The organism is Candidatus Poriferisodalis sp. (assembly GCF_965208485.1).
In the GTDB taxonomy this organism is placed as follows: Bacteria; Actinomycetota; Acidimicrobiia; order Acidimicrobiales; family Poriferisodalaceae; genus Poriferisodalis.
In genome coordinates this window covers 3,497,332-3,516,776 of record NZ_OZ242344.1, presented here as the reverse complement: position 1 = coordinate 3,516,776, position 19,445 = coordinate 3,497,332, and the positions used below count along the sequence as shown (strand labels likewise).

General features: G+C 67.0%; 12 protein-coding genes and 1 pseudogene. 10 read left to right on the top strand and 3 right to left on the bottom strand.

Annotated elements, in window-relative coordinates; translation table 11 throughout:
- Positions 1-23: 23 nt before the first annotated feature.
- On the bottom strand, positions 24-1,868 hold the full coding sequence (locus tag ACOGXQ_RS16460; RefSeq protein ID WP_419944688.1) for an acyl-CoA dehydrogenase: 1,845 nt from the start codon (positions 1,866-1,868) through the stop codon (positions 24-26).
- 215 nt (positions 1,869-2,083) lie between these two features.
- On the opposite strand from ACOGXQ_RS16460, the gene ACOGXQ_RS16455 reads away from it, so the two are divergent.
- The 3 genes and pseudogenes from ACOGXQ_RS16455 to ACOGXQ_RS16445 all read left to right on the top strand — a co-directional run.
- A complete protein-coding gene (locus tag ACOGXQ_RS16455; protein ID WP_419944687.1) occupies positions 2,084-3,247 on the top strand; it encodes an ATP-binding protein in 1,164 nt (387 codons plus the stop codon).
- Positions 3,244-4,254 (top strand): ParA family protein, encoded by a 1,011-nt coding sequence (locus tag ACOGXQ_RS16450; protein ID WP_419944686.1) that lies wholly within the window; start codon positions 3,244-3,246, stop codon positions 4,252-4,254. The genes ACOGXQ_RS16455 and ACOGXQ_RS16450 overlap by 4 nt, the downstream gene beginning before the upstream one ends.
- A gap of 247 nt (positions 4,255-4,501) precedes the next feature.
- A pseudogene (locus tag ACOGXQ_RS16445) lies at positions 4,502-4,639 on the top strand (hypothetical protein); the annotation flags it as partial.
- 438 nt (positions 4,640-5,077) lie between these two features.
- Here the strand turns inward: ACOGXQ_RS16445 and ACOGXQ_RS16440 are convergent.
- On the bottom strand, positions 5,078-6,367 hold the full coding sequence (locus ACOGXQ_RS16440) for an aspartate aminotransferase family protein (RefSeq protein ID WP_419944685.1): 1,290 nt from the start codon (positions 6,365-6,367) through the stop codon (positions 5,078-5,080).
- Positions 6,368-6,608: 241 nt separating this feature from the next.
- On the opposite strand from ACOGXQ_RS16440, the gene ACOGXQ_RS16435 reads away from it, so the two are divergent.
- Positions 6,609-7,847 carry an alpha-hydroxy acid oxidase gene (locus ACOGXQ_RS16435; protein WP_419944684.1) on the top strand — a complete coding sequence of 413 codons (1,239 nt, stop codon included), beginning with the start codon at positions 6,609-6,611 and terminating at the stop codon, positions 7,845-7,847.
- Positions 7,848-7,857: 10 nt separating this feature from the next.
- On the top strand, positions 7,858-10,539 hold the full coding sequence (locus ACOGXQ_RS16430; protein WP_419944683.1) for a GcvT family protein: 2,682 nt from the start codon (positions 7,858-7,860) through the stop codon (positions 10,537-10,539).
- 111 nt (positions 10,540-10,650) lie between these two features.
- On the opposite strand, the gene ACOGXQ_RS16425 is transcribed toward ACOGXQ_RS16430, so the two are convergent.
- Positions 10,651-11,886, bottom strand: a complete 1,236-nt coding sequence (locus ACOGXQ_RS16425; protein ID WP_419944682.1) for an AAA family ATPase — start codon at positions 11,884-11,886, stop codon at positions 10,651-10,653.
- A 548-nt stretch (positions 11,887-12,434) separates the two neighbouring features.
- Between ACOGXQ_RS16425 and ACOGXQ_RS16420 the strand changes: the two genes are divergently transcribed.
- The 5 genes from ACOGXQ_RS16420 to ACOGXQ_RS16400 all read left to right on the top strand — a co-directional run bounded on the left by ACOGXQ_RS16420 (position 12,435) and on the right by ACOGXQ_RS16400 (position 19,422).
- Entirely contained in the window at positions 12,435-14,933 is a 2,499-nt protein-coding gene (locus ACOGXQ_RS16420; RefSeq protein WP_419944681.1) for a GcvT family protein, read from the top strand.
- A gap of 141 nt (positions 14,934-15,074) precedes the next feature.
- A complete protein-coding gene (locus tag ACOGXQ_RS16415) occupies positions 15,075-16,634 on the top strand; it encodes a trimethylamine methyltransferase family protein (protein WP_419944680.1) in 1,560 nt (519 codons plus the stop codon).
- Between the two features lie 273 nt (positions 16,635-16,907).
- A complete protein-coding gene (locus tag ACOGXQ_RS16410; protein WP_419944679.1) occupies positions 16,908-17,633 on the top strand; it encodes a TetR/AcrR family transcriptional regulator in 726 nt (241 codons plus the stop codon).
- 229 nt (positions 17,634-17,862) lie between these two features.
- Positions 17,863-18,711 (top strand): formate dehydrogenase accessory sulfurtransferase FdhD, encoded by an 849-nt coding sequence (gene fdhD / locus ACOGXQ_RS16405; protein WP_419944678.1) that lies wholly within the window; start codon positions 17,863-17,865, stop codon positions 18,709-18,711.
- A 9-nt stretch (positions 18,712-18,720) separates the two neighbouring features.
- Complete coding sequence (locus ACOGXQ_RS16400; protein WP_419944677.1) at positions 18,721-19,422, top strand: chlorite dismutase family protein; 702 nt, start codon at positions 18,721-18,723, stop codon at positions 19,420-19,422.
- The last annotated feature ends 23 nt before the right edge of the window (positions 19,423-19,445 follow it).

Here is a 19,445-nt window from a genome sequence, read left to right as displayed (position 1 = left end):
GGTTCACCTTCCCGCGCGGTTCCCTACAGGCGCTCGGCCGGAATGGCGTAGAAGAGATCGGCGCCGCCGGTGACGGCGGGGACCAGTCCGGCTGCACCCGACAGTATCTGGGTGGCGTAGAAGTGCGCCGTGGCGATCTTGTCGGCGAGGAACTGCGGCGACGACGGGCCGCTGCCGTCGGCTTCACGGGCATCGGCAACGCTGAGACCCTGCCCGGCCAGCAGGTGCACGGCCGTCTGGGCGCTGCGAGCCATCAGCCAGCCGCCCACCACCACGCCGGCCAGACGCAGGAACGGAGTCGAGCCGGCCGCCACGTCGTTCGGCGCCGATGCGAGCTGGGTGCCCAGCCACATCGCCGCGTTGCCGAACGCCTCCGCCCCCGCGCTCAGCGGGGCGGCAATCGCCTCGAGGTCCGCGTCGTCGCTCGCAGCCAGCTCCGCGGCGGTCTCGCCGATCTGGCCGATGAGCCGCGCCATGGCCTTGCCGCCGTCCAGCGGCAGCTTGCGGAACGCCAGGTCGGCGGCCTGGATCCCGTTGGTGCCCTCGTAGATCGGCGCTATGCGGCTGTCGCGCCAGTGCTGGGCAGCCCCGGTCTCCTCCACGTAGCCCATGCCGCCGTGCACCTGTACGCCGAGCGAGGTCATCTCGACACCCACGTCGGTACCCCAGCCCTTGCTGATCGGCGTGAGGATGGCCACCAGCTCGTCAGCCTGCGCACGCTCATCGGGATCAGCCGCCGACTGCGACTGATCGATGGCAGCGGCGTTCAAGTACATGACGCAGCGCATCGCCTCGGCGTTGGCCCGCATCGTCATCAGCATCCGGCGCACGTCGGCATGATCGACGATCGGCGAGGACTGACCGGGCGGCAGCTCGGACCCGATCGCCCGACCCTGCTTGCGCTCGACGGCGTAGTCACGCGCCTGCTGGTAGGCCCGCTCGGTCAGCGACAGGCCCTGCAGGCCCACCGACAGGCGTGCGTTGTTCATCATCGTGAACATGGCCCGCATGCCGCCGTGGATGGGACCCACCATGTAGCCCACCGCGCCGCCGTTGTCGCCGTAGGACATCACGCAGGTGGGGCTGGCGTGAATGCCGATCTTGTGCTCGGTGGACACCGCCCGCAGGTCGTTGCGCTCGCCCAGCGACCCGTCGAGGTTGACAAGGAACTTCGGCACCAGGAACAGGCTGATGCCGCGGGTGCCGGGTGGGCTGTCGGGTGTGCGGGCCAGCACGAGGTGGACGATGTTGTCCGTCAGCTCGTGCTCGCCGTAGGTGATGAAGATCTTGGTGCCCGAGATGAGATACGACCCGTCGGCTTGGGGCTCGGCGCGGCTCGTCAGGGCGCCCACGTCGGAGCCCGCATGGGGTTCGGTGAGGTTCATGGTGCCCGACCACTCGCCGCTGATCATCTTGGGCAGGTAGGTCTGCTGCAGCGTCTCGTCGGCATGGTGCAGCAGCGCATCGATTGCGCCCTGGGTCAGCAGCGGGCACAGGCTGAACGCCATGCTTGCCGAGGTCAGCATCTCCTGCACCGCCAGGCCCACGCACCACGGCATGCCGCCGCCGCCGAAGTCGGGATCGAAGGCCATGCCGTTCCAGCCGGCGCCGACGAACTTCCGGTACGCCTCGCCGAAGCCGTCGGGGTGGGTGATGACGCCCTCGTCGAAGTCCAGGCCCTGCTGGTCGCCGGGCACGTTCAGCGGTGCCACCTCGGCGGACATGAAGCGGCCCGCCTCCTCCAGCAGCGCGCCGGCGGTGTCGAGGTCGGCATGGGAGAACTGCTCGTGAGCTGCCAGACCGTCGAGATCGGCGATGTGTTCGAGCACGAACATCATGTCGTCGATGGGTGCCGAGTACTCAGACATCGCAACCTCGCAGGGTGGCCTCGCCGGTCAGCCAGAGCTGTGCCCGGATGTGCTGGGCAACAGACTACGACTCGCCCCTCACCGACCGCGAAGCGTCTCGGAGCATCCGTAGGTCGGCACGTTCGCCTGACGAACACGTGCTGGGAGTCACCGGGTATGGCAGATACTCTGCGAACGTGGTGCCCCGTGGCTACACAGACACTGAGCTCGCCGCGATGGCGGGCGGCATAGAGTCGGACCTCGTCGAACGCAAGGAGTCCCCATCCGACGCCGAGAAGATCCGACGGTGCATCTGCGCATTTGCGAATGACTTGCCCGCACACGGCAAGCCCGGGATCATCGCTATCGGGGTTACCGATGATGGCCGGGGCGCCGGGTTGCAGGTCAATGACGAACTGCTCAAGCGGCTGGCGGACATGCGCAGTGACGGCCTGACGTTGCCGATTCCCTCGATGGATGTCCAGCGCCACTTTTTCGACGGCTGCGATATCGCCGTAGTGTCGGTGCAGCCAGCGACGGACCCACCGGTTCGGTACAAGGGACGAGTGTGGGTGCGGATCGGACCAACGGTTCGCCTCGCATCTCCGGCCGATGAGCGACTCCTCGCTGAACGAAGACGCTCGGCTGACATCGAATTCGACCTTCGCGAGGCTGCCGAAGCCAGCATTTCGGATCTCGATCTCAACTACATCGAACGCCAGTATCTTCCGTCTGCCATCGCGCCTGATGTGATCGAAGAGAACGATCGGCCCATTGAGGAACAGATGCGTTCGCTGCGCCTGCTTCGAAGAGATTCGCCGACAAACGGGGCCCTTCTAGCATTTGGCCGTGACCCCAGGCTCTGGTTCCCTAGCGCCTACGTGCAGTTTGTTCGGTACGAAGGCGCGGAGATCTTCGATCCGATCAAGAGCCAATCTGTACTGGCCGGTCAGCTGACCGACGTACTTGGTGGCCTCAGCCAGTTGATCGAACTTAATGTCGAAACCCGACTCGACATCACTTCCGGTCGCCGCGAGCAACGCTTCCCCGACTACCCAATCGAGGCATTGCGTCAACTGGCCTACAACGCCGTCATGCACCGTAGCTACGACCCCGATGCCGGAAGCGCACCGATCCGATTGTCTTGGTACTCAGACCGCGTCGAAGTCCAGAGTCCTGGCGGTTTATTTGGCGGCATGACGACGGACGCTCTAGGCGAAGGGCCAACCAGCTACCGCAACCAGCTCGTTGCTGAAATAATGCACAATCTCGGTTTCGCCCAGCGCTTTGGATTTGGTATCCCCTTCGCGCGGAGAAGCTTGCGCGAGAACGGCAATCCTGAAGCAAAGTTCGAGGTCGAACATCATCGAGTCCTCGTCACGGTAAGGCCAGCGCGATGACTACCGTTGCCTTCTTCAACAACAAAGGTGGGGTCGGCAAGACTTCGCTCGTCTACCACCTGGCGTGGATGTACGCGGACTTGGGCGTCAGTGTCATCGCCGCAGATCTCGATCCACAGGCGAACCTCACGAGCATGTTTCTCGACGAATGGGAAGCGGAGGACCTGTGGTCGCCACATGCACCGCGAGAGACGATTCACGGCGCCCTGATGCCGTTGCTGGAGGGCACAGGTGACATCAGCACGCCGGAGACAATCGTTCCGCGACCAGCCCTGTGCCTCGTGCCCGGCGATCTGTCGTTGTCAGCCGCCGAGGATGAGTTCTCCGCCCAGTGGCCTCGGAGTGGCGACGGAGACGTACGTGCCTTCCGCGTTATCTCGGCGCTCGGCCGCATTCTGCAGCAAGCGCGCGAGGAGGCCGAGGCCGAATTCGTGCTCGTCGACGTCGGGCCCAACCTCGGCGCCATCAACCGCGCCGCGCTCATCGCGGCGGACTTCGTAGTCGTCCCGCTCGCCCCTGACTTGTTCTCGCTTCAAGGCCTTCGCAACCTAGGCCCCGCGCTCGCGAATTGGCGGCATGGCTGGCAGCAGCGATTGGCCCAAGCGGGCCAGACTGACGGACTCAGCAGCCTCGAGCTTCCCTCGGGACACATGAAGCCGATCGGCTATGTGGTGCAGCAACATGCAATGCGCTTGGACCGGCCGGTCAAGGCATATGCGCGGTGGATGGATGCCATCCCGAACGAGTACCGCACAGCGGTGCTGCAGAAATCCGGCGATCGCAGCAGACGGGTCACCGATGACAAGCATTGCCTCGGCTTGCTCAAGAACTACCGGAGCCTGATGCCCTATGCCCAAGACGCCCGCAAACCCATGTTCTCTCTCAGAGCCGCCGATGGTGCAGTCGGCGGCCACGTGAACGCGGTCCGCGACTGCTACGACGACTACCGAGACCTCGCCTGCACGATCGCCGATCGAGTCGGCGTCCGCTGCCCCCAGCTCGACTGAGCACCGAGACCGGCCTTGCGGGTGATCGCGTAGCCGTCACCCCGAAGTCGCTGATTGAAACTGCGTCTGCGGCTCGGAATCCGGCCGCCCGAAGGGGCGCTTCGTTTGCGCGTGGAGTAGTCCGGTGAGGGTCCCGGTGGCATAGGCAGGGATCCCCCAGAATCGGAGGTGCTTTGTAGCCCCGATTCGGGAGGATCCCTGTGGCTGTCGGCCTTACGCGTACGTTGCTGTTGATTGTCGGGTTGGAATGCCCCTGACACGGCGGTCCAGCGACCGCCTTTATGGCAACACCCAGAACGACACTCTGTGGGGTGGGCCCGGCGACGACATCCTCGACGGCCAGAGTCACAATGACGAGTTACACGGCGGACCAGGCGACGACACGCTGCGGGGCGGAGCGGGCGATGATCGGCTGTGGGGCGGCATCGACACAGCACCCGTGTCGGCCGTGCCGGTTCGCACAGCGAGCTGCGGCTGCGGCTCAGTTCCCCCAGCGGCGCGCGGGCGCCGATCACCGGCGCGCTGGCGGGGGTCAGAGTGTCCGCCGGTCCCAGCGGCGGCACCCGAGCCGACTGCGTCAACGCCAACGGGACCACCACAGGGTGCCGCACCGACACAAACGGCGAGATCACCGTCCGCTACCCAGTGGCACCCAGACGGTGAGCGTCCTGCGCCGCAGCGAGGACACCGTGGAGGCGACCGGCCTCTTCTGGGCGTTGGTAGTCATTGCTTGGGGGCACGCCCTGCCGCTGGTGTTGCTCGCCGTGTCTCACGTCTACGAAGTGACGGTCGCTCCGTCCGGCGACACGTCCGCCGTTCGCGCTCAGTCCAAGGCTTCGAGGGCAGCGACGAGGATGTCGAGGCCCTCGTCCATCTCGGCTTCGGTCACGTTCAGCATCGGCGTGACGCGAATGACGTTGCCGTACAGGCCGCCCTTGCCGACCAGCAAGCCACGATCCTTGGCAGCCTCCACCACAGCGGTCGAGGTCGCGGCATCGGGTTCGATGCTGCCGGGGTGGCAGAACTCGATGCCCTGCATGAGCCCCTTGCCGCGCAGCTCGGCGACATGCGGCGACGCGTCGCACACGTGCGCTAGGCGTTCACGCATCTGCGCCCCCCGCTCGGCGGCATTGGCCTGCAAGTTGTGCTCGAGCAGGTAGCGCAAGGTGGCCCGGCCCGCCGCGGTCGAGAGCGGATTCCCGCCGAAGGTGGTGAACGATGTGCGGGCAAGGCAGTTCATGAGCTCTGCTCGCGCCACGATGCCCGCCAGGGTGATGCCGTTGCCCACGCCCTTGGCGAAGGTGATCGCATCGGGCGTGATGCCGTGGGCCTCATAACCCCAGAAGTGCTCCCCAGTACGACCCCAGCCGGTCTGCACCTCGTCGGAGATGAACAGGATTCCCTCCGAATGCAGCACCTTGCCCAAGGCGCCGAAGAACCCGTCGGGCGGCGTGGCAAAGCCGCCGACGCCTTGGATGGGCTCGGCGATCAGCGCCGAGAACCCTCCCGAATCGGTCATATCGATGAGCTGGACGAGATCCTCCACGCAAGCGTTAGTGAAGGCGTCGTCGTCGAGGTGGCCGAACGGGCTGCGCAGCCGGTAGCCGCCCTGCACGAAGTGCACGTCAAGCCCGCTGTGACTGCTGGTGGACCACCCCCGATGGCTGGTGATGGCCTGCGCCGTCAGCGAACGCCCGTGATAGCTGTTGCGCATCGCCAGCACCTGGTTCGAGCGGCGGTAGTTGGTCGCCAGCAGGATCGCGGTGTCGTTCGCCTCGCTGCCCGAGGTGGTGAACAGCACCCGTGGATCAGCGATGCCTGAGACCGCAGCGACCTCTTCGGCGAACGAGATCATCTCCTCATTCAGGTACAGCGTCGAGGTGTGCATCACCTTGGCCGCTTGGGACTGCACCGCTGCGGCCACCGCCGGATTGTTGTGCCCGATCATCGTGGTGAGGACCCCACCGAAGAAGTCCAGGTAGCGGTTGCCTTCGTAATCGAAGACGTAGCTGCCTTCGCCCCGATCGATCGAAACGGGCTCGGCGTACAGCGGGCTGATGAAGCTGGGCATGATCGCCCGGTAGCGCTCGGCAAGTTCGGCGGTTGTGGCCATGACGGGCTCACTTTCGCATCGTTCGGCAGAGTCGGCCGGCAGGGCCGGATGCCCGAACCGCAGTCTGCGGCGCAGCGGGGAGGGCATATGGAAGTTCGGGCACATCGTAGAGTTCGGAGGCACCCGGTACTACCGGGCAGCACTCACTACGAACATCCACGAACGGGTCGGCTTCACAGTCGGTTGGCACAGCAGGCGAGTTCGTGGGAACCCTGAGCGAACGGCGGGAAGGAGGCACGCCATGGCAAGTCCGACGAAGTGGGTATCGCAGGCCTACGAGACGGCCCGCAGCGTCATGCAGTTCGGCGAGTTTGAACGCGACCCCGACAAACGGCATCTGGTCCGGGCTGCCGATGTATCCGACCTGCGCCGCATGGCGAAGCGCCGGATGCCCGGCGGCTGCTTCGACTACATCGACGGTGCCGCTGAGGACGAGATCAGCGCCGAACGCAGCATGTCTGCGTACCACAGCTGGCAATTCCGCCCGCGAGTGCTGCGCGACGTGACCGAGGTGGACATCTCGGGCAAGGTGCTCGGCCAGGAAGTGCCGATCCCACTGGTGATCGCCCCGACGGGCTTTGACCGCATCGCCCATTCGCAGGGCGAGTTGGCGGTAGCGAGGGCGGCCGAGCGGGCCGGGATCCCGTATTCGCTTTCGACAATGGGCACCCGCTCGGTGGAAGAGGTCGCCGAGGTGTGCTCGGGCCGAAAGTTCTTCCAAGTGTATGTCTGGCGTGATCGCGAATTGATGGCTGACCTGCTGAAGCGCTCTGCTGCGGCCGGCTATGAGGCCATCATGATCACCGTCGACACGGCGGTGCTCGGGCGCCGTGAACGGGATGTCCGCCACGGTTTCAGCCTTCCCCCCCAGCTCGGGCCGGACACCATCATCGATGGGCTGCTGCACCCGCGCTGGCTGCTGGATTTCCTCAGCAACGAGCCGATCAAGTTCTCCAACTGCGAGGGGGCGACCGGCGGCGACGGCGGCGGTGCCGTAGCGCTGGCCGACTACATCAACAGCCAGTTCGACCCGTCGCTGTCGTGGGACGACATCGAGTGGTTCCGGGATCGCTGGGACGGACCCGTGATGCTCAAGGGCGTGCTGTCGCCTGACGACGCCAAGATCGCCGCAGACATGGAGCTCGATGCGGTGATCGTGTCGAACCACGGCGGCCGCCAACTCGACGGGGCGCCTGCCCCGGTGGAATGCGTGCCGACGATCCGCGAAGCGGTCGGTGATCGCTGCGAGGTCATCTGCGACGGCGGCATCCGGCGCGGCAGCGACATCATCAAGGCGCTGGCGCTGGGGGCCGACTCGGCGATGATCGGCCGGGCGTACCTCTACGCGCTCGGCGCGGCCGGCGAGACCGGCGTGGACTGGGTGCTCAACTACTTCGTCGAAGGAATGACGCGGACGATGCGCCTGAACGGTGTTCGTTCGACCGCGGATCTGACCCCCGACCTGCTCGAACGCGTCTGAGGCGGTACTGATGGCAGAACAGACTCCACCCGGACCAGCCCTGCGCGATCGCTCGCTTCCGGACCGTGCTGCATCCAATCGCACGATCCCAGATCGTGCCGAGGTCGTCGTGGTGGGAGGCGGTGTGGTGGGCTGCGCGATTGCGTACCACCTGGTGCGGCGAGGTATCACCGACGTGCTGCTGCTCGAGCAGAACCAGCTCACCTCGGGTACCACTTGGCACGCGGCCGGCTTGGCAGCACAGCTCAAGGCGACCTACAGCCTGACCAAGCTGGCCACCTACACCGTGCGCCTGTTCGAGGCGCTGGAGGACGAGACGGGCCAGGCGACGGGGTTCCGGGCGCCGGGCTCGATCTCGGTGGCCTCCGACGCTGAGCGCTGGGAGGAGATCCTGCGCGGCGCATCGATGGGCAGATCCGTCGGGGTCGAGTCTCGAGAGCTCGACATGGACGAGCTGTCGGAGATGTGGCCGCTGATGCGCACCGACGACCTGGTGGGTGCGCTGTACCTGCCGGACGACGGGATGGTGTCACCGGTGGACGTCACGATGGCGCTGGCCAAGGGCGCCCGCGCCCGCGGGTGCCGCATTGTCGAGGGCATCGCCGTGACGGGGCTCGAGACCCGCAACGGCGCCATCAGCGGCGTCCGGACTGAGCCGTTGCCCGGCACCGCGAGCGCCGCCGGCGAGCCGTTGCCCGGCACCGCGAGCGCCGCCGGCGAGCCGTTGCCCGGCACCGCGAGCGCCGCCGGCGAGCCGTTGCCCGGCACCGCGAGCGCCGCCGGCGAAGACCACCTGATCGAGACCGAGACGGTGGTGCTGGCCGCCGGCATGTGGACCCGCCACCTCGCCGCACAGATCGGGGTGAACGTGCCACTGCAGGCGTGCGAGCACTTCTACGTCGTCACCGAGCCGCTCGAAGGGCTCGACACCTCCACGCCCATCGTGCGCGACCCCACCAACTACACGTACTTCAAGGAAGAGACCGGCAAGCTGATGGTCGGCTTCTTCGAGCCGGCCGCCAAGGTGTGGCGACTCGGCGGTATCGGTCGGGACTTCAAATTCGGGACGCTGGACGAGGACTGGGACCATGTCGGCCCGGTCTATGAACGCTCGTGTCACCGCGTGCCGGTGCTGGCGGACTGCGGCGTGCAGCTGTTCTTCAACGGCCCCGAGTCGTTCACGCCCGACGGCACCTACTATCTGGGCGAGGCCCCCGAGGTCGACGGCTGCTTCGTCGCCGCAGGCTTCAACTCCGTGGGCATCCAGTCAGCGGGCGGGGCGGGCTGGGTGCTGGCCGACTGGATCGCCGACCGGCACCCGCCGATGGACCTCTGTGCGGTGGACATCCGACGGGCCATGCCCTTCCAAGCCGACGAGACGTACCTCGGCGAGCGCATCAGCGAGAGCCTCGGACTGCTGTATGCGATGCACTGGCCGTTCTTCCAGTACACGAGTGCACGCAACCAGCGCCGTTCCGCGTTGCACGATGCAATGGACTCTGCGGGGGCGGTGTTCGGCGAGACGGCCGGCTGGGAGCGGGCCAACTGGTTCGCCGAGCCGGGCCAGGAGCGCGAGTACCGCTACAGCTACGGCAAGCAGAACTGGTTCGACAATTCAGGCCGCGAGTGCGGGGCAGTCCGCAACGGCGTGGCCACTTTCGACCAGTCGTCGTTCGTCAAGTTCACCGTGCGCGGTCCCGATGCGCTGGAGGTGCTCGACACGCTGAGCGTGGCCGACATCGATGTGCCCGCCGGGCGGGCTGTCTACACGCAGTGGTGCAACGAGCGGGGAGGCATCGAAGCCGACCTCACCGTCACCCGGCTGGGCGACGACGACTTCTGGGTGGTCACCTCGGCCGCCTGCCAGACCCGAGACTGGGCTTGGCTGCGGCGCCACTGCCGTGGGAGAGACGTCCAGATTGCGGACGTGACCGACGACTGGGCAGTGCTCGGGCTGATGGGACCGCGTTCGCGGGAGTTGCTCAGCTCGGTCACCGACGCCGCGCTCGACAACGATTCGTTCGGCTTCGGCTCGGCGCAGCACATCGACATCGCCACATCAGCAGGCCCGCAAACGGTCCTGGCGATTCGCATGAGCTACGTGGGCGAACTCGGCTGGGAGCTCTATGTCCCCAATGCCCAGGCCGTCGCGGTGTACGAGGCGCTCCGGGACGCTGCAGCAGCGGACGAGTCGCTGCAGCTCGGACATGCCGGCTACCACGCCATGAATACCCTGCGCCTCGAATGCGGCTATCGCCACTGGGGACACGACATCAGCGACGAGGACACGCCGCTCGAGGCAGGGCTGGGCTTCGCCATCGCATGGGACAAGCCACGGGATTTCATCGGCCGCGCGGCGCTGGAGGCACAGCGCCCGCTGCCGCGCACACGGCGCCTCATCCAGTTCCGGCTGGAGGACCCCGACGTGCTCGCCTACCACGACGAGCCCATCCGCCGCGACGGCGAGCTCGTCGGTCGGGTCACGTCGGCCATGTGGAGCTACACCGAGAATCGCTGCCTGGCGATGGGCTACGTGACGCATCCAACGGCGGACGAGCCGGAGCCGCAGGCAGTCACCAAGTCATGGCTGGACGCTGGCAGCTTCGACATCGAGATCGCCGGCCGCCGCATCGACGCCACACCCTCGATCCGCAGCTTCTACGACCCCACCAACCAGCGCGTCCGCATGTAGTCGCGCAAGACGTAGCGCCTCACGCGCATGCGTTGCACGTTGAGTCCAATCCCCCCAGTCGCTTCTGGTGGCTGGGCGAAGGTCCGCCTCGGCGGGCCTTCGAGCTTTCACTCAGCCACCTTCGTGAACTGAGTCGTGTTCTGTCGATCCGGCTTCGGCTTGATCGGTGGGCTGGGGTCTCGTGAATCCGACAGCACGGCAGCCGGCGATCTTGAGCGATTCGCGGAGCAACGGGAATTCATCGAGGTTCCTGACCCACTGGCGAGTCGCGTCAAGTGCGAAGTCGATCTTGCCGTGACCTGCGGAGGCCACCAGGCCGGACTTCATCAGGCGGCTTCGATAGACGCCCGCATAGGCATTGCTCACTTCGAGACGCGTCGCTATGTTTGCCATCTGCGTCGCTATGTCGTCGATGGCCATGGCTGCCAAGAACCGACGTGATCCGTGGGCAAGGTCACGCCAGAGTGGGGCGATCACGAGCTGCCCGATCTGGCGGCGAGCCGCATCGGTGCCGATGGTCATGTCGTCCAACGTCACCTCGACGGTCGGCTGCGGGGCCGCTTCCCAAGCGTGGTAGCCAACCAGCTGAACCAGGAACGGATAGCCCTGCGACACCTCAATGGCACGCTCGATGGCTTCGGGCGTCATCCGCCCGCCGAGTTCGCGCACGGGTTCGGCGAGGGCGACCCAAGTCGCGTGCGGGTCAAGGTGACCGATGTCGTAGCGACCACATCGTTGGAGGAACGTGACGGCAGCGTCGGCGAGCAGAGTGTCCTCCAGAAGGGGCAAACCTGCGCCTACGAACGCCAACGGAAGTCGGCGGACGCGCGTCACGTCTTGGATGGCGACTCCGAGGGCTCTGAGTTCGTCGATGTCGCCGCCGTGCAACTCGTCGATGGTGAGCACGACGCCGACGCCGTCAGCCTCAAGCTGAGCGGCGAGTCCTTCCAAGAGGTGGGGCAACCGGCGGGCGAGGTCAGCATGGGGGTCATAGCTGCCACCCAGTCCCACTCCAGCGGCGGTGAGATCGGCGACGATGCTCGGCAGCAGGTCTTCGACTCTCCGGTTGAGGTGCTCAGCCGCCCTGTGAGCAAGCCGGTTGGGCAGCCCGGAAGTCGCCGCGGCTTCTGAGATAGTCAGCCAGTCACGGTCTAGTGCGAGTGAGCGCAACGCCCCGAGGACGACTGTCTTGCCGGTACCGCGCCGACCGATGAGCAGCGTGGTGTAGTCGGGATGGGTCGGCCCTGCGGACCACGCCGTTTCGATAGTCGCCAGAATGTCGTCACGTCCGGCCAGCTTCGGCGGGGTGATGCCAAAGGAAGGCGCGAACGGATTGGTCGGCGGCATGGGGCATCACCTCCCTAGGACTTCTGTTGTCCGGCAGCGTAGTGGTGATGGACGCTGTTGTTCTAGATATATTTTGTTCTGTTTGTTATAACTTGTTAGAATTGTTGAAAGCTCGAGATGGAGCAATGGTGAGTGGTCCCTGTATTGCGCCGAGTTGTCGTTGCTGGCTGCTGAGAGAGTTCGCGAACGAACCGCGAACCCCATTTGAGTTCGACGCCACGCCCTCGATCCGCAGCTTCTACGACCCCGCCAACCTGCGCGTCCGCATGCAGCTCGGCCGTGAGCGAGCAAATCAGATTCGCGTGGGCTGCTGGCCGAGTTGGGCACGCCCGCAGTGATCGACGAGATCCAGCACGTTCCGGCGCTGCTGTCGTACCTGAAGGAACGTGCAGATCCGGCGTTCTGAAACGCGCGGATGTGCGCGGGGTGGGTGATAGCTTGCGCGCATCACATCGGCATGCCATGGGTCGGCGCCGGAGGTCCGGCCAGCACATGGCTTGGACTACTGGGGACCTGTCTATGACTGAGCAGGCCCGGCATGGCTGAGCATGCCTGAACAAGCGCAGTGCGTCATCGTCGGCGGCGGGGCGATGGGTGTCGGCCTGCTGTATGCCCTCGCGCACGAAGGCTGGACTGACACGATCCTCGTCGAGAAGGGCGAGCTCACCTCGGGCTCGACTTGGCACGCCGCCGGGCTGATCCCCAACTTCATCGGCGATCTCAACATGGCCAAGGTTCACGAAGAAGCCGTGGCGCTGTACCCCCGCCTCGAAGCCGAGACCGGTCTGTTCGCCGGCTGGCACGGCTGCGGCGCCATCCGGCTGGCTCGCACCGACGACGAAGTCGACTGGCACCGATACGTCCACGCGATGCTGACCCAGATCGGTGTGGAGTCGTACCTCATCGCCCCTGACGAGATCGCCGAGCAGCATCCGCTGCTGACCGACCTCAGCGACGTGCAGCTCGGCTTCTACACGCCCAACGACGGCTGGACCGACCCGTCAAGCTGCACCAACTCGATGGCGAAAGGGGCCCGCGACCTGGGCTGCCGCATCATGCGACACACGCTGGTGACCGGCATGTCGCAGCGCCCCGACGGCAGCTGGGACATCACCATCGTGCGCGGCGGTGCTGATACTGCCCGTCGGCGAAACAGCTCGAACGAGCACGACGAGCAGGACACCATCCACTGCGAGCATGTGGTGAACGCCGCCGGGCACTACGCCCCCCAGCTCGGTGCCATGATCGGGCTCGACGTGCCGATCGTCTCAGTCATCCACCAATACCTGGTGACCGAGACGGTGCCCGAGGTCGAGGCGCTCGACTTCGAGCTGCCCGTCGTGCGAGACCCGCGAGCCTCCTGCTACTACCGCCAGGAGATCGACGGCCTGCTCATCGGACCGTACGAGATGTCAGGTTCCCGGCCGTACGGCGTCGGCGGCATCGACTGGGACCTGAACTTCCACCTGCCCGGCCAAGACCTCGACGTGCTCGAGGAATGCCTGGACTTCGCCCAGCAGCGCATCGGCGTGCTCGCCGACGCCGGCATCAAACAGGTCGTCTCGGGGCCGATCACCCACACGCCCGACTCGGGCTACCTCATGGGACCTGCCCCCGGGGTGCGCAACTACTGGCACTGCAACGGGGCGTCGATCGGCATCACCCAAGGCCCGGGCGCCGGCAAGTACTTGGCGCAGTGGATGGTCCACGGGCAGACCGACATCAACGTGCGCGCGATGGATCCGCGCCGTTTCGGCGACCACACCGGCCCCAAGTCGCAGTTCGCACTCGAGAAAGCGCTCGACGAGTACCACGAGATGTACCAAGTGCGACTGCCGGGCGAGCAACGCGACGCCGGCCGGCCGGTGAAGACCACACCGCTGTGGGGCCGCTTCGATGCCTTGGGCGCGCAGTGGCAGGAGATCTACGGCTGGGAGCGTCCGCAGTACTTCTCGCCCGACGGCGCGCCCGAGGCGCACTCGTTCCGCCGTTCGAATGCGCATGACGTGGTGGGTGCCGAGGTGCGGGGCGTGCGCGAGCGGGTCGGCGTGGCCGATCTCAGCGCGTTCGCCAAGTTCGAGGTGGGCGGGCGCGACGCCGGGGCACTGCTGGATCGGCTGTCGGCCAACCGCCTGCCGGGACGCGACGGCGGCATCCGTCTCACGCACATGCTGACGACCCTCGGCGGCATCGAGTGCGAGATGACGATCGCCCGCCTGGCACCCGACCGCTACTGGCTGGCTTCCGCGATCATGGGCCAGAGCCATGATCTGGACTGGCTGCGCGACCACATCGGACCCGGTGAGCAGGTCGAGGTGCGGGACGCCACCGACAGCACCGCCATATTGGGGGTCACGGGGCCACGGGCACGCGACGTGCTCGCGTCCCTGACCGATGCCGACCTCGACAACGACGCGTTCGGCTGGCTCACCGCCCAACAGATCACGGTGGCCGGCGTGGCTGCGAAGGCGCTGCGGGTGTCCTACGTGGGTGAGCTGGGCTGGGAGCTGCACTGCGGTATGGACGAGCTGGACCGGCTGTACGACGCGGTCGCAGAGGCCGGGCAGCCACACGGCTTGGTGCACTTCGGCAGCTACGCCATGAACGTGATGCGCATCGAGAAGGCCTACAAGGCGTGGGGCAGCGAGCTCACCACCGAGATCACGCCCGTCGAAGCCCGGCTCGGGCGCTTCGTGGACTACAGCCGCCCGTTCATCGGCCGCGACGCCGCCGTGGCACGGCGTGACGCCGAGGAGCGAGGCGAGCCGCTGTCGATGGTGCTCACCTACTGCGAGGTGAATGCAGGCGACAACGACGTGCGCGGCAACGAGCCCGCGTTCGCGCCCGGCAGTGACGAACCCATGGGCATCGGCACCAGCGGTGCCTGGGGTCACTCGGTCGGCCGCAGCCTCGCGTTCGTCTACGTCGCCCCCGCATTCGAAGCCCCCGGCAGCACTTTCGAGCTGGACCTGCTCGGCGAGCGACGCACCGCCACCGTGCTCGCCGAGGCCGCCTACGACCCTGCGAACACAGCATTGCGGGCCTGACAAGGCTCGCCAGACCACTCCGACACACACCCATTTGCAGCTTCGCAACGACGACTCTTCTACCCCACGTCACTTGCTCCGATGCATCGCAGCGAGTCCCGCAAGCGTTCTCACAGGAGGTGATCGCGCATGATGTCCGAGATGGTTGAACCGGAGCCAGTTGCCGAGCCGTCGAGGCGTCGCCGCGGCGGCGGGCGAGCCGGCCGCATTGCTGTCCGCGAAGCCGTGCCCGAACGCGACCGCCGTCCGGTGCGCCCCGGCTTGCCGGCCGGCCGCTTCAAGCCGCTCACCGACAATGACATGGCTCAGGTCTTCGACACGGCGCTCCGGCTGCTGGAAGACGTCGGCATGGGCGACCCGCTCGACGAGTTCATCGAGGCGGCACTGCCGCTCGGCGCCCGGGTAGACGACAGCGGCCGCCTGCGCCTGCCCCGCAGCATCGTCGAGCGGACGATCGAGACCGCCGCCAAGGAGTGGATCTGGCACGGTTTCGACGACGACCGATCGGTGCATGTCGGCGGCGAGCACGTCTACTTCGGCACTTCCGGTGCGGCGGTGCTCATGTACGACCACGTCACCGGCACGTTCCGCGAGTCGCTGGCGCAGGACGTGTACGACTGCGGCCGCCTCGTCGACACGCTCGACAACCTGCACTTCTACGTGCGCACGGTGGTGGCCCGCGACCTCGTCGAGACCCGCGACCTCGATCTCACCACCGCCTACGCGGTGATGCGCAGCACGACGAAGCCGGGCGGCTCCTCGTGGTTCGACCCTCGATGGGTGTACGAGACCGTCGACATGCTGGACATGGCGCTCGGCGGCCCGGGAGAGTTCTCCAAGCGGCCCGTCATGGCGGCCAACAACACCTTCGTGGTCCCGCCGCTGCGCTTCGCACCCGAATCGGCGAAGTGCCTGGTCGCCCAGGTGCGCACCGGCATGCCGATCAACCTGCTCTCGGCCGGCCAAGCGGGTGCCACGGCCCCTGCTGCGCTCGCTGGCGCACTCACGCAGGCGCTCGCCGAGTGTCTCGGCGGTCTGACGTTCGTGAATCTGCTGTCACCCGGGCATCCGTGCCTGCTGGGCATGTGGCCGTTCGTGTCCGATCTGCGCACTGGCGCGATGAGCGGTGGCTCGGGCGAGGAAGGGATACTCAACGCGGCTGCGGCTCAGGTGGGCCACTGGCTCGGCCTGCCCACCGGCGTGGCAGCCGGCATGACCGACTCGAAGGTGAATGACGCGCAGGACGGCTACGAGAAGGGCCTGAATGTGGCGCTGGCGGGCCACGCGGGCGCCAACATCGTCTACGAGTCAGCCGGGATGCTGGCCAGCCTGCTGGCGTGCTCGTTCGAAGCGCTGGTGATCGACAACGACATGCTGGGCGCCATCAACCGCACCGTGCGGGGCATCGAGGTGAACACCGACACCCTGTCGGCCGATCTCATCGCGGAAGTCATCGCCGGACCGGGACATTTCCTGGGTTCCCAGCAGACGCTGGAGCTGATGGAGACCGAGTACTTGTACCCGCTGGTCAGCAACCGAGACACCCCCGAGGACTGGACCGACGCCGGCAGCCGGCCCGCCCACGACGTCGCCCACGACCAGGTCACGGCCACCTTGGAGAACCATTGGCCGTCACACATCAGCCCTGCGGTCGACAAAGCCATCCGGGACGCGTTCCCGATCCGCCTAGGAGATCGTTGAGCAATCGGCTTGTGGGGCGGTTGGTTCGTCCGCGGAGTGATCGCGGACGGGTCCGGCGGTGTCGTCGGCGGGTTCGGGTTCGGTGGAGGGTCAGGCGAGGGCCCAGTGGGTGCCGTTGTGGTGCGGTCCGAGGCTGGTGAGGCGTTGAGGGTCGGCCGCTGCGGCGCGCGGCACCCCTGTGTCGTATCGAGGTCGGCTGCGGTGCCGCCGCACACTCACGCAGGCGTTCTGCCACTGCATGAACGTCCGTTCACGACTAGGTTCTTCTGCAGCATGAACAGCACCGATGCAGCCAGCGGCGCGCTCACAGAGTCGGACCCCGTCGACAGCACTGCCGACTCCGAAATCGACGAGAACCACGGCAACGGCGACCACGACAACAACGGCAGCGGTCGCCGGATCCGCAAGGGCGAGCGCAGCCGCATGCGCATCCTGGATGCCGCTGCCCGGCTGCTGTCATGCCGCGGCTACGCCGCCACCACGCTCACGGACATCGCCGCCGCCGCCGAGATGCAGGCGGGCAGCCTCTACTACCACTTCGACTCCAAGGACGCGATCGTCGAGGAGGTGCTGCGGGTCGGCATCGATCACGCCCGCGACGCCATCGATGCGTCGCTGGCAGCGCTCGGCCCAGATGCGCAGGGCTCCGAGCGGCTGGCCGAGACCATCGTGGCGTACGTCAACTGCATCGTGGCCGAGAGCAGCTTCACGGTGGCCAACATCCGCTGCTACAACGAGTCTCCCCCGCATACTCGCGAGCAGCTCACGAGCGCCCTGCGCGACTTCGCCGACCTGTGGGTCGGCTTGCTGGCGGAGGGTCAGGCCGACGGCTCGTTGCGCGACGACACCAGCCCCAAAGTCCTCGCCCGGCTGATGATCTCCGGCCTCAACTCGCTGGCGAGCTGGTATCGGCCCGGCGGCGAGCTGCGCCTAGACGACCTAGCCCGCCAATTCGCCGCCATGGTGCTGCACGGCCTCCACCCCACCACCGACGCATAGCGCAGGGTTCCGCAGAACGGAACAAGGGGGTACGGCGGCGACGGCGGCAGCGCGCAGTTATGAAGCGCCCCTGCAACTGCCTGAGCGCGGCTGCGGCGCTGCTTTGGGCGTTCGCGGGCGTCGTGCCACCGGCTCGGGTCGCCCAAAGCGTTTCAGAGAGGCTCTTCCGCGAACCAGAACCCCACACTCGTGAAGAATCAGGGCTAGGGGGCGGCGATACCCTGACCGGATGAGGCGGGGGCGCACGATGCGGGTGCTGGTCGACCGCCTGCGCCAGGGCAGTTGGGGGCGTTCGCCCGACGAGGTCGTGGTCGAGGAGCCGCTCGAGATCCGTCTCGACGGGCACTTGGTGGCCACCACCATGCGCACGCCGGGGAACGACTACGAGCTGGCAGTCGGGTTCTGTGCCGGCGACGGTCTGCTCGCCGGGGCGGCCGTCACGGGTGTCCGCTACTGCGGCGAGGGTCCTGCGGCCGAGTTCGAGTACAACGTCGTCACCGTGGAGACCGGCGGCGAGGCGCCGGTGCCCGCGCCCCGGCTCGGAAACGTCAGCGCTGCCTGCGGCATCTGCGGCAGCACCACCATCACCGACATGGCCGCACGCCTCGGGCCGCTGTCGGGGACCCGCCGGTTCGACGTCGGCACCGTGGGTGCGGTGGTGGCGGCGGTGCCTGCGTCACAGGAGATGTTCGGCCGCACCGGCGGGCTGCACGCTGCTGCCACCTTCGACGCCGAGGGCCGCATCGACGTGCTGCGCGAGGACATCGGCCGCCACAACGCCGTCGACAAGGTGATCGGGAGGCGACTGCTGGACGGGCGCGACGACGCCGGTGCGATGGCCCTGTTCGTCAGCGGCCGGGCAAGCTTCGAGATGGTGCAGAAGGCGTGGGCGGCGGGCATCGGCACGCTGATCGCCGTGAGCGCACCCAGCTCGCTGGCGATCGAGGCCGCCAGGGCCGCAGCCATCACGCTGGCGGGCTTCGCGCGGGGCGACGAGCTGAACGTCTACTGCGGGCACTTGGAGAGCCGGCGGGCGCAGCCGCTCGAGGCCCCCGCAACGGCTGGATTGAATTCATAGGCTTCGCCCGTGTCGCAGCAGCCTGAAGTGACGACGTCGGTGGGATGGGGCGTGCTGCACCTGTTCTGCAAGCTCACGCCTGCCGCCGACCGTGCGGGGGTGCTTGCCGCCATCGAGAGCACGGCCGACGACGATCACCATGTGCTGGTGGTGGCCGTGTTGGGTCACAAGGCCGATGTGGGCGTCATGGCGCTGGGTCCTGACCTGTGGCGGCTGCGAGTCCTGCAGACGCGCTTGCAGCAGGCGGGTCTCGATGTCGCCGACAGCTACGTCTCGATGACCGAGGTGAGCGAGTACGCGCCGGATCTGCCGCCCGAGATGAAGACCCCGCGGCTGTACCCGCAGCTGCCGCCCGAGGGCAAGCAGGCGTTCTGCTTCTATCCGATGTCCAAGCGCCGCAACGCAGCGGGCCCCGGCAGCGGGAACTGGTTCACGCTGCCCTATGACGAGCGGCGTGAGCTGATGTACGAGCACGGCACGTCGGGCCGCAAGTTCCGGGGCCGGATCACCCAGGTCGTGACCGGGTCCACCGGCGTCGACGACTTCGAGTGGGGCGTGACGCTGTTCGGCGAGCACCTCGACGACCTCAAGGACGTCGTGTACACGATGCGCTTCGACGAGGCCAGCGCCGTCTACGGCGAATTCGGCGCCTTCTATACCGGCCTGGTGGCCGACACCTCCACGGTGCTCGATCGCATCGGCCTGCGCTAGCAGGCGTACGCGCGTTGGCTTGA

Excerpts from the sequence above, each read along its gene's own strand:
- ACOGXQ_RS16460 (WP_419944688.1), bottom strand. The coding sequence starts at position 1,868 with ATGTCTGAGTACTCGGCACCCATCGACGACATGATGTTCGTGCTCGAA.
- ACOGXQ_RS16455 (WP_419944687.1), top strand. The coding sequence starts at position 2,084 with ATGGCGGGCGGCATAGAGTCGGACCTCGTCGAACGCAAGGAGTCCCCA.
- ACOGXQ_RS16450 (WP_419944686.1), top strand. The coding sequence starts at position 3,244 with ATGACTACCGTTGCCTTCTTCAACAACAAAGGTGGGGTCGGCAAGACT.
- ACOGXQ_RS16440 (WP_419944685.1), bottom strand. The coding sequence starts at position 6,367 with ATGGCCACAACCGCCGAACTTGCCGAGCGCTACCGGGCGATCATGCCC.
- ACOGXQ_RS16435 (WP_419944684.1), top strand. The coding sequence starts at position 6,609 with ATGGCAAGTCCGACGAAGTGGGTATCGCAGGCCTACGAGACGGCCCGC.
- ACOGXQ_RS16430 (WP_419944683.1), top strand. The coding sequence starts at position 7,858 with ATGGCAGAACAGACTCCACCCGGACCAGCCCTGCGCGATCGCTCGCTT.
- ACOGXQ_RS16425 (WP_419944682.1), bottom strand. The coding sequence starts at position 11,886 with ATGCCGCCGACCAATCCGTTCGCGCCTTCCTTTGGCATCACCCCGCCG.
- ACOGXQ_RS16420 (WP_419944681.1), top strand. The coding sequence starts at position 12,435 with ATGCCTGAACAAGCGCAGTGCGTCATCGTCGGCGGCGGGGCGATGGGT.
- ACOGXQ_RS16415 (WP_419944680.1), top strand. The coding sequence starts at position 15,075 with ATGGTTGAACCGGAGCCAGTTGCCGAGCCGTCGAGGCGTCGCCGCGGC.
- ACOGXQ_RS16410 (WP_419944679.1), top strand. The coding sequence starts at position 16,908 with ATGAACAGCACCGATGCAGCCAGCGGCGCGCTCACAGAGTCGGACCCC.
- fdhD (WP_419944678.1), top strand. The coding sequence starts at position 17,863 with ATGAGGCGGGGGCGCACGATGCGGGTGCTGGTCGACCGCCTGCGCCAG.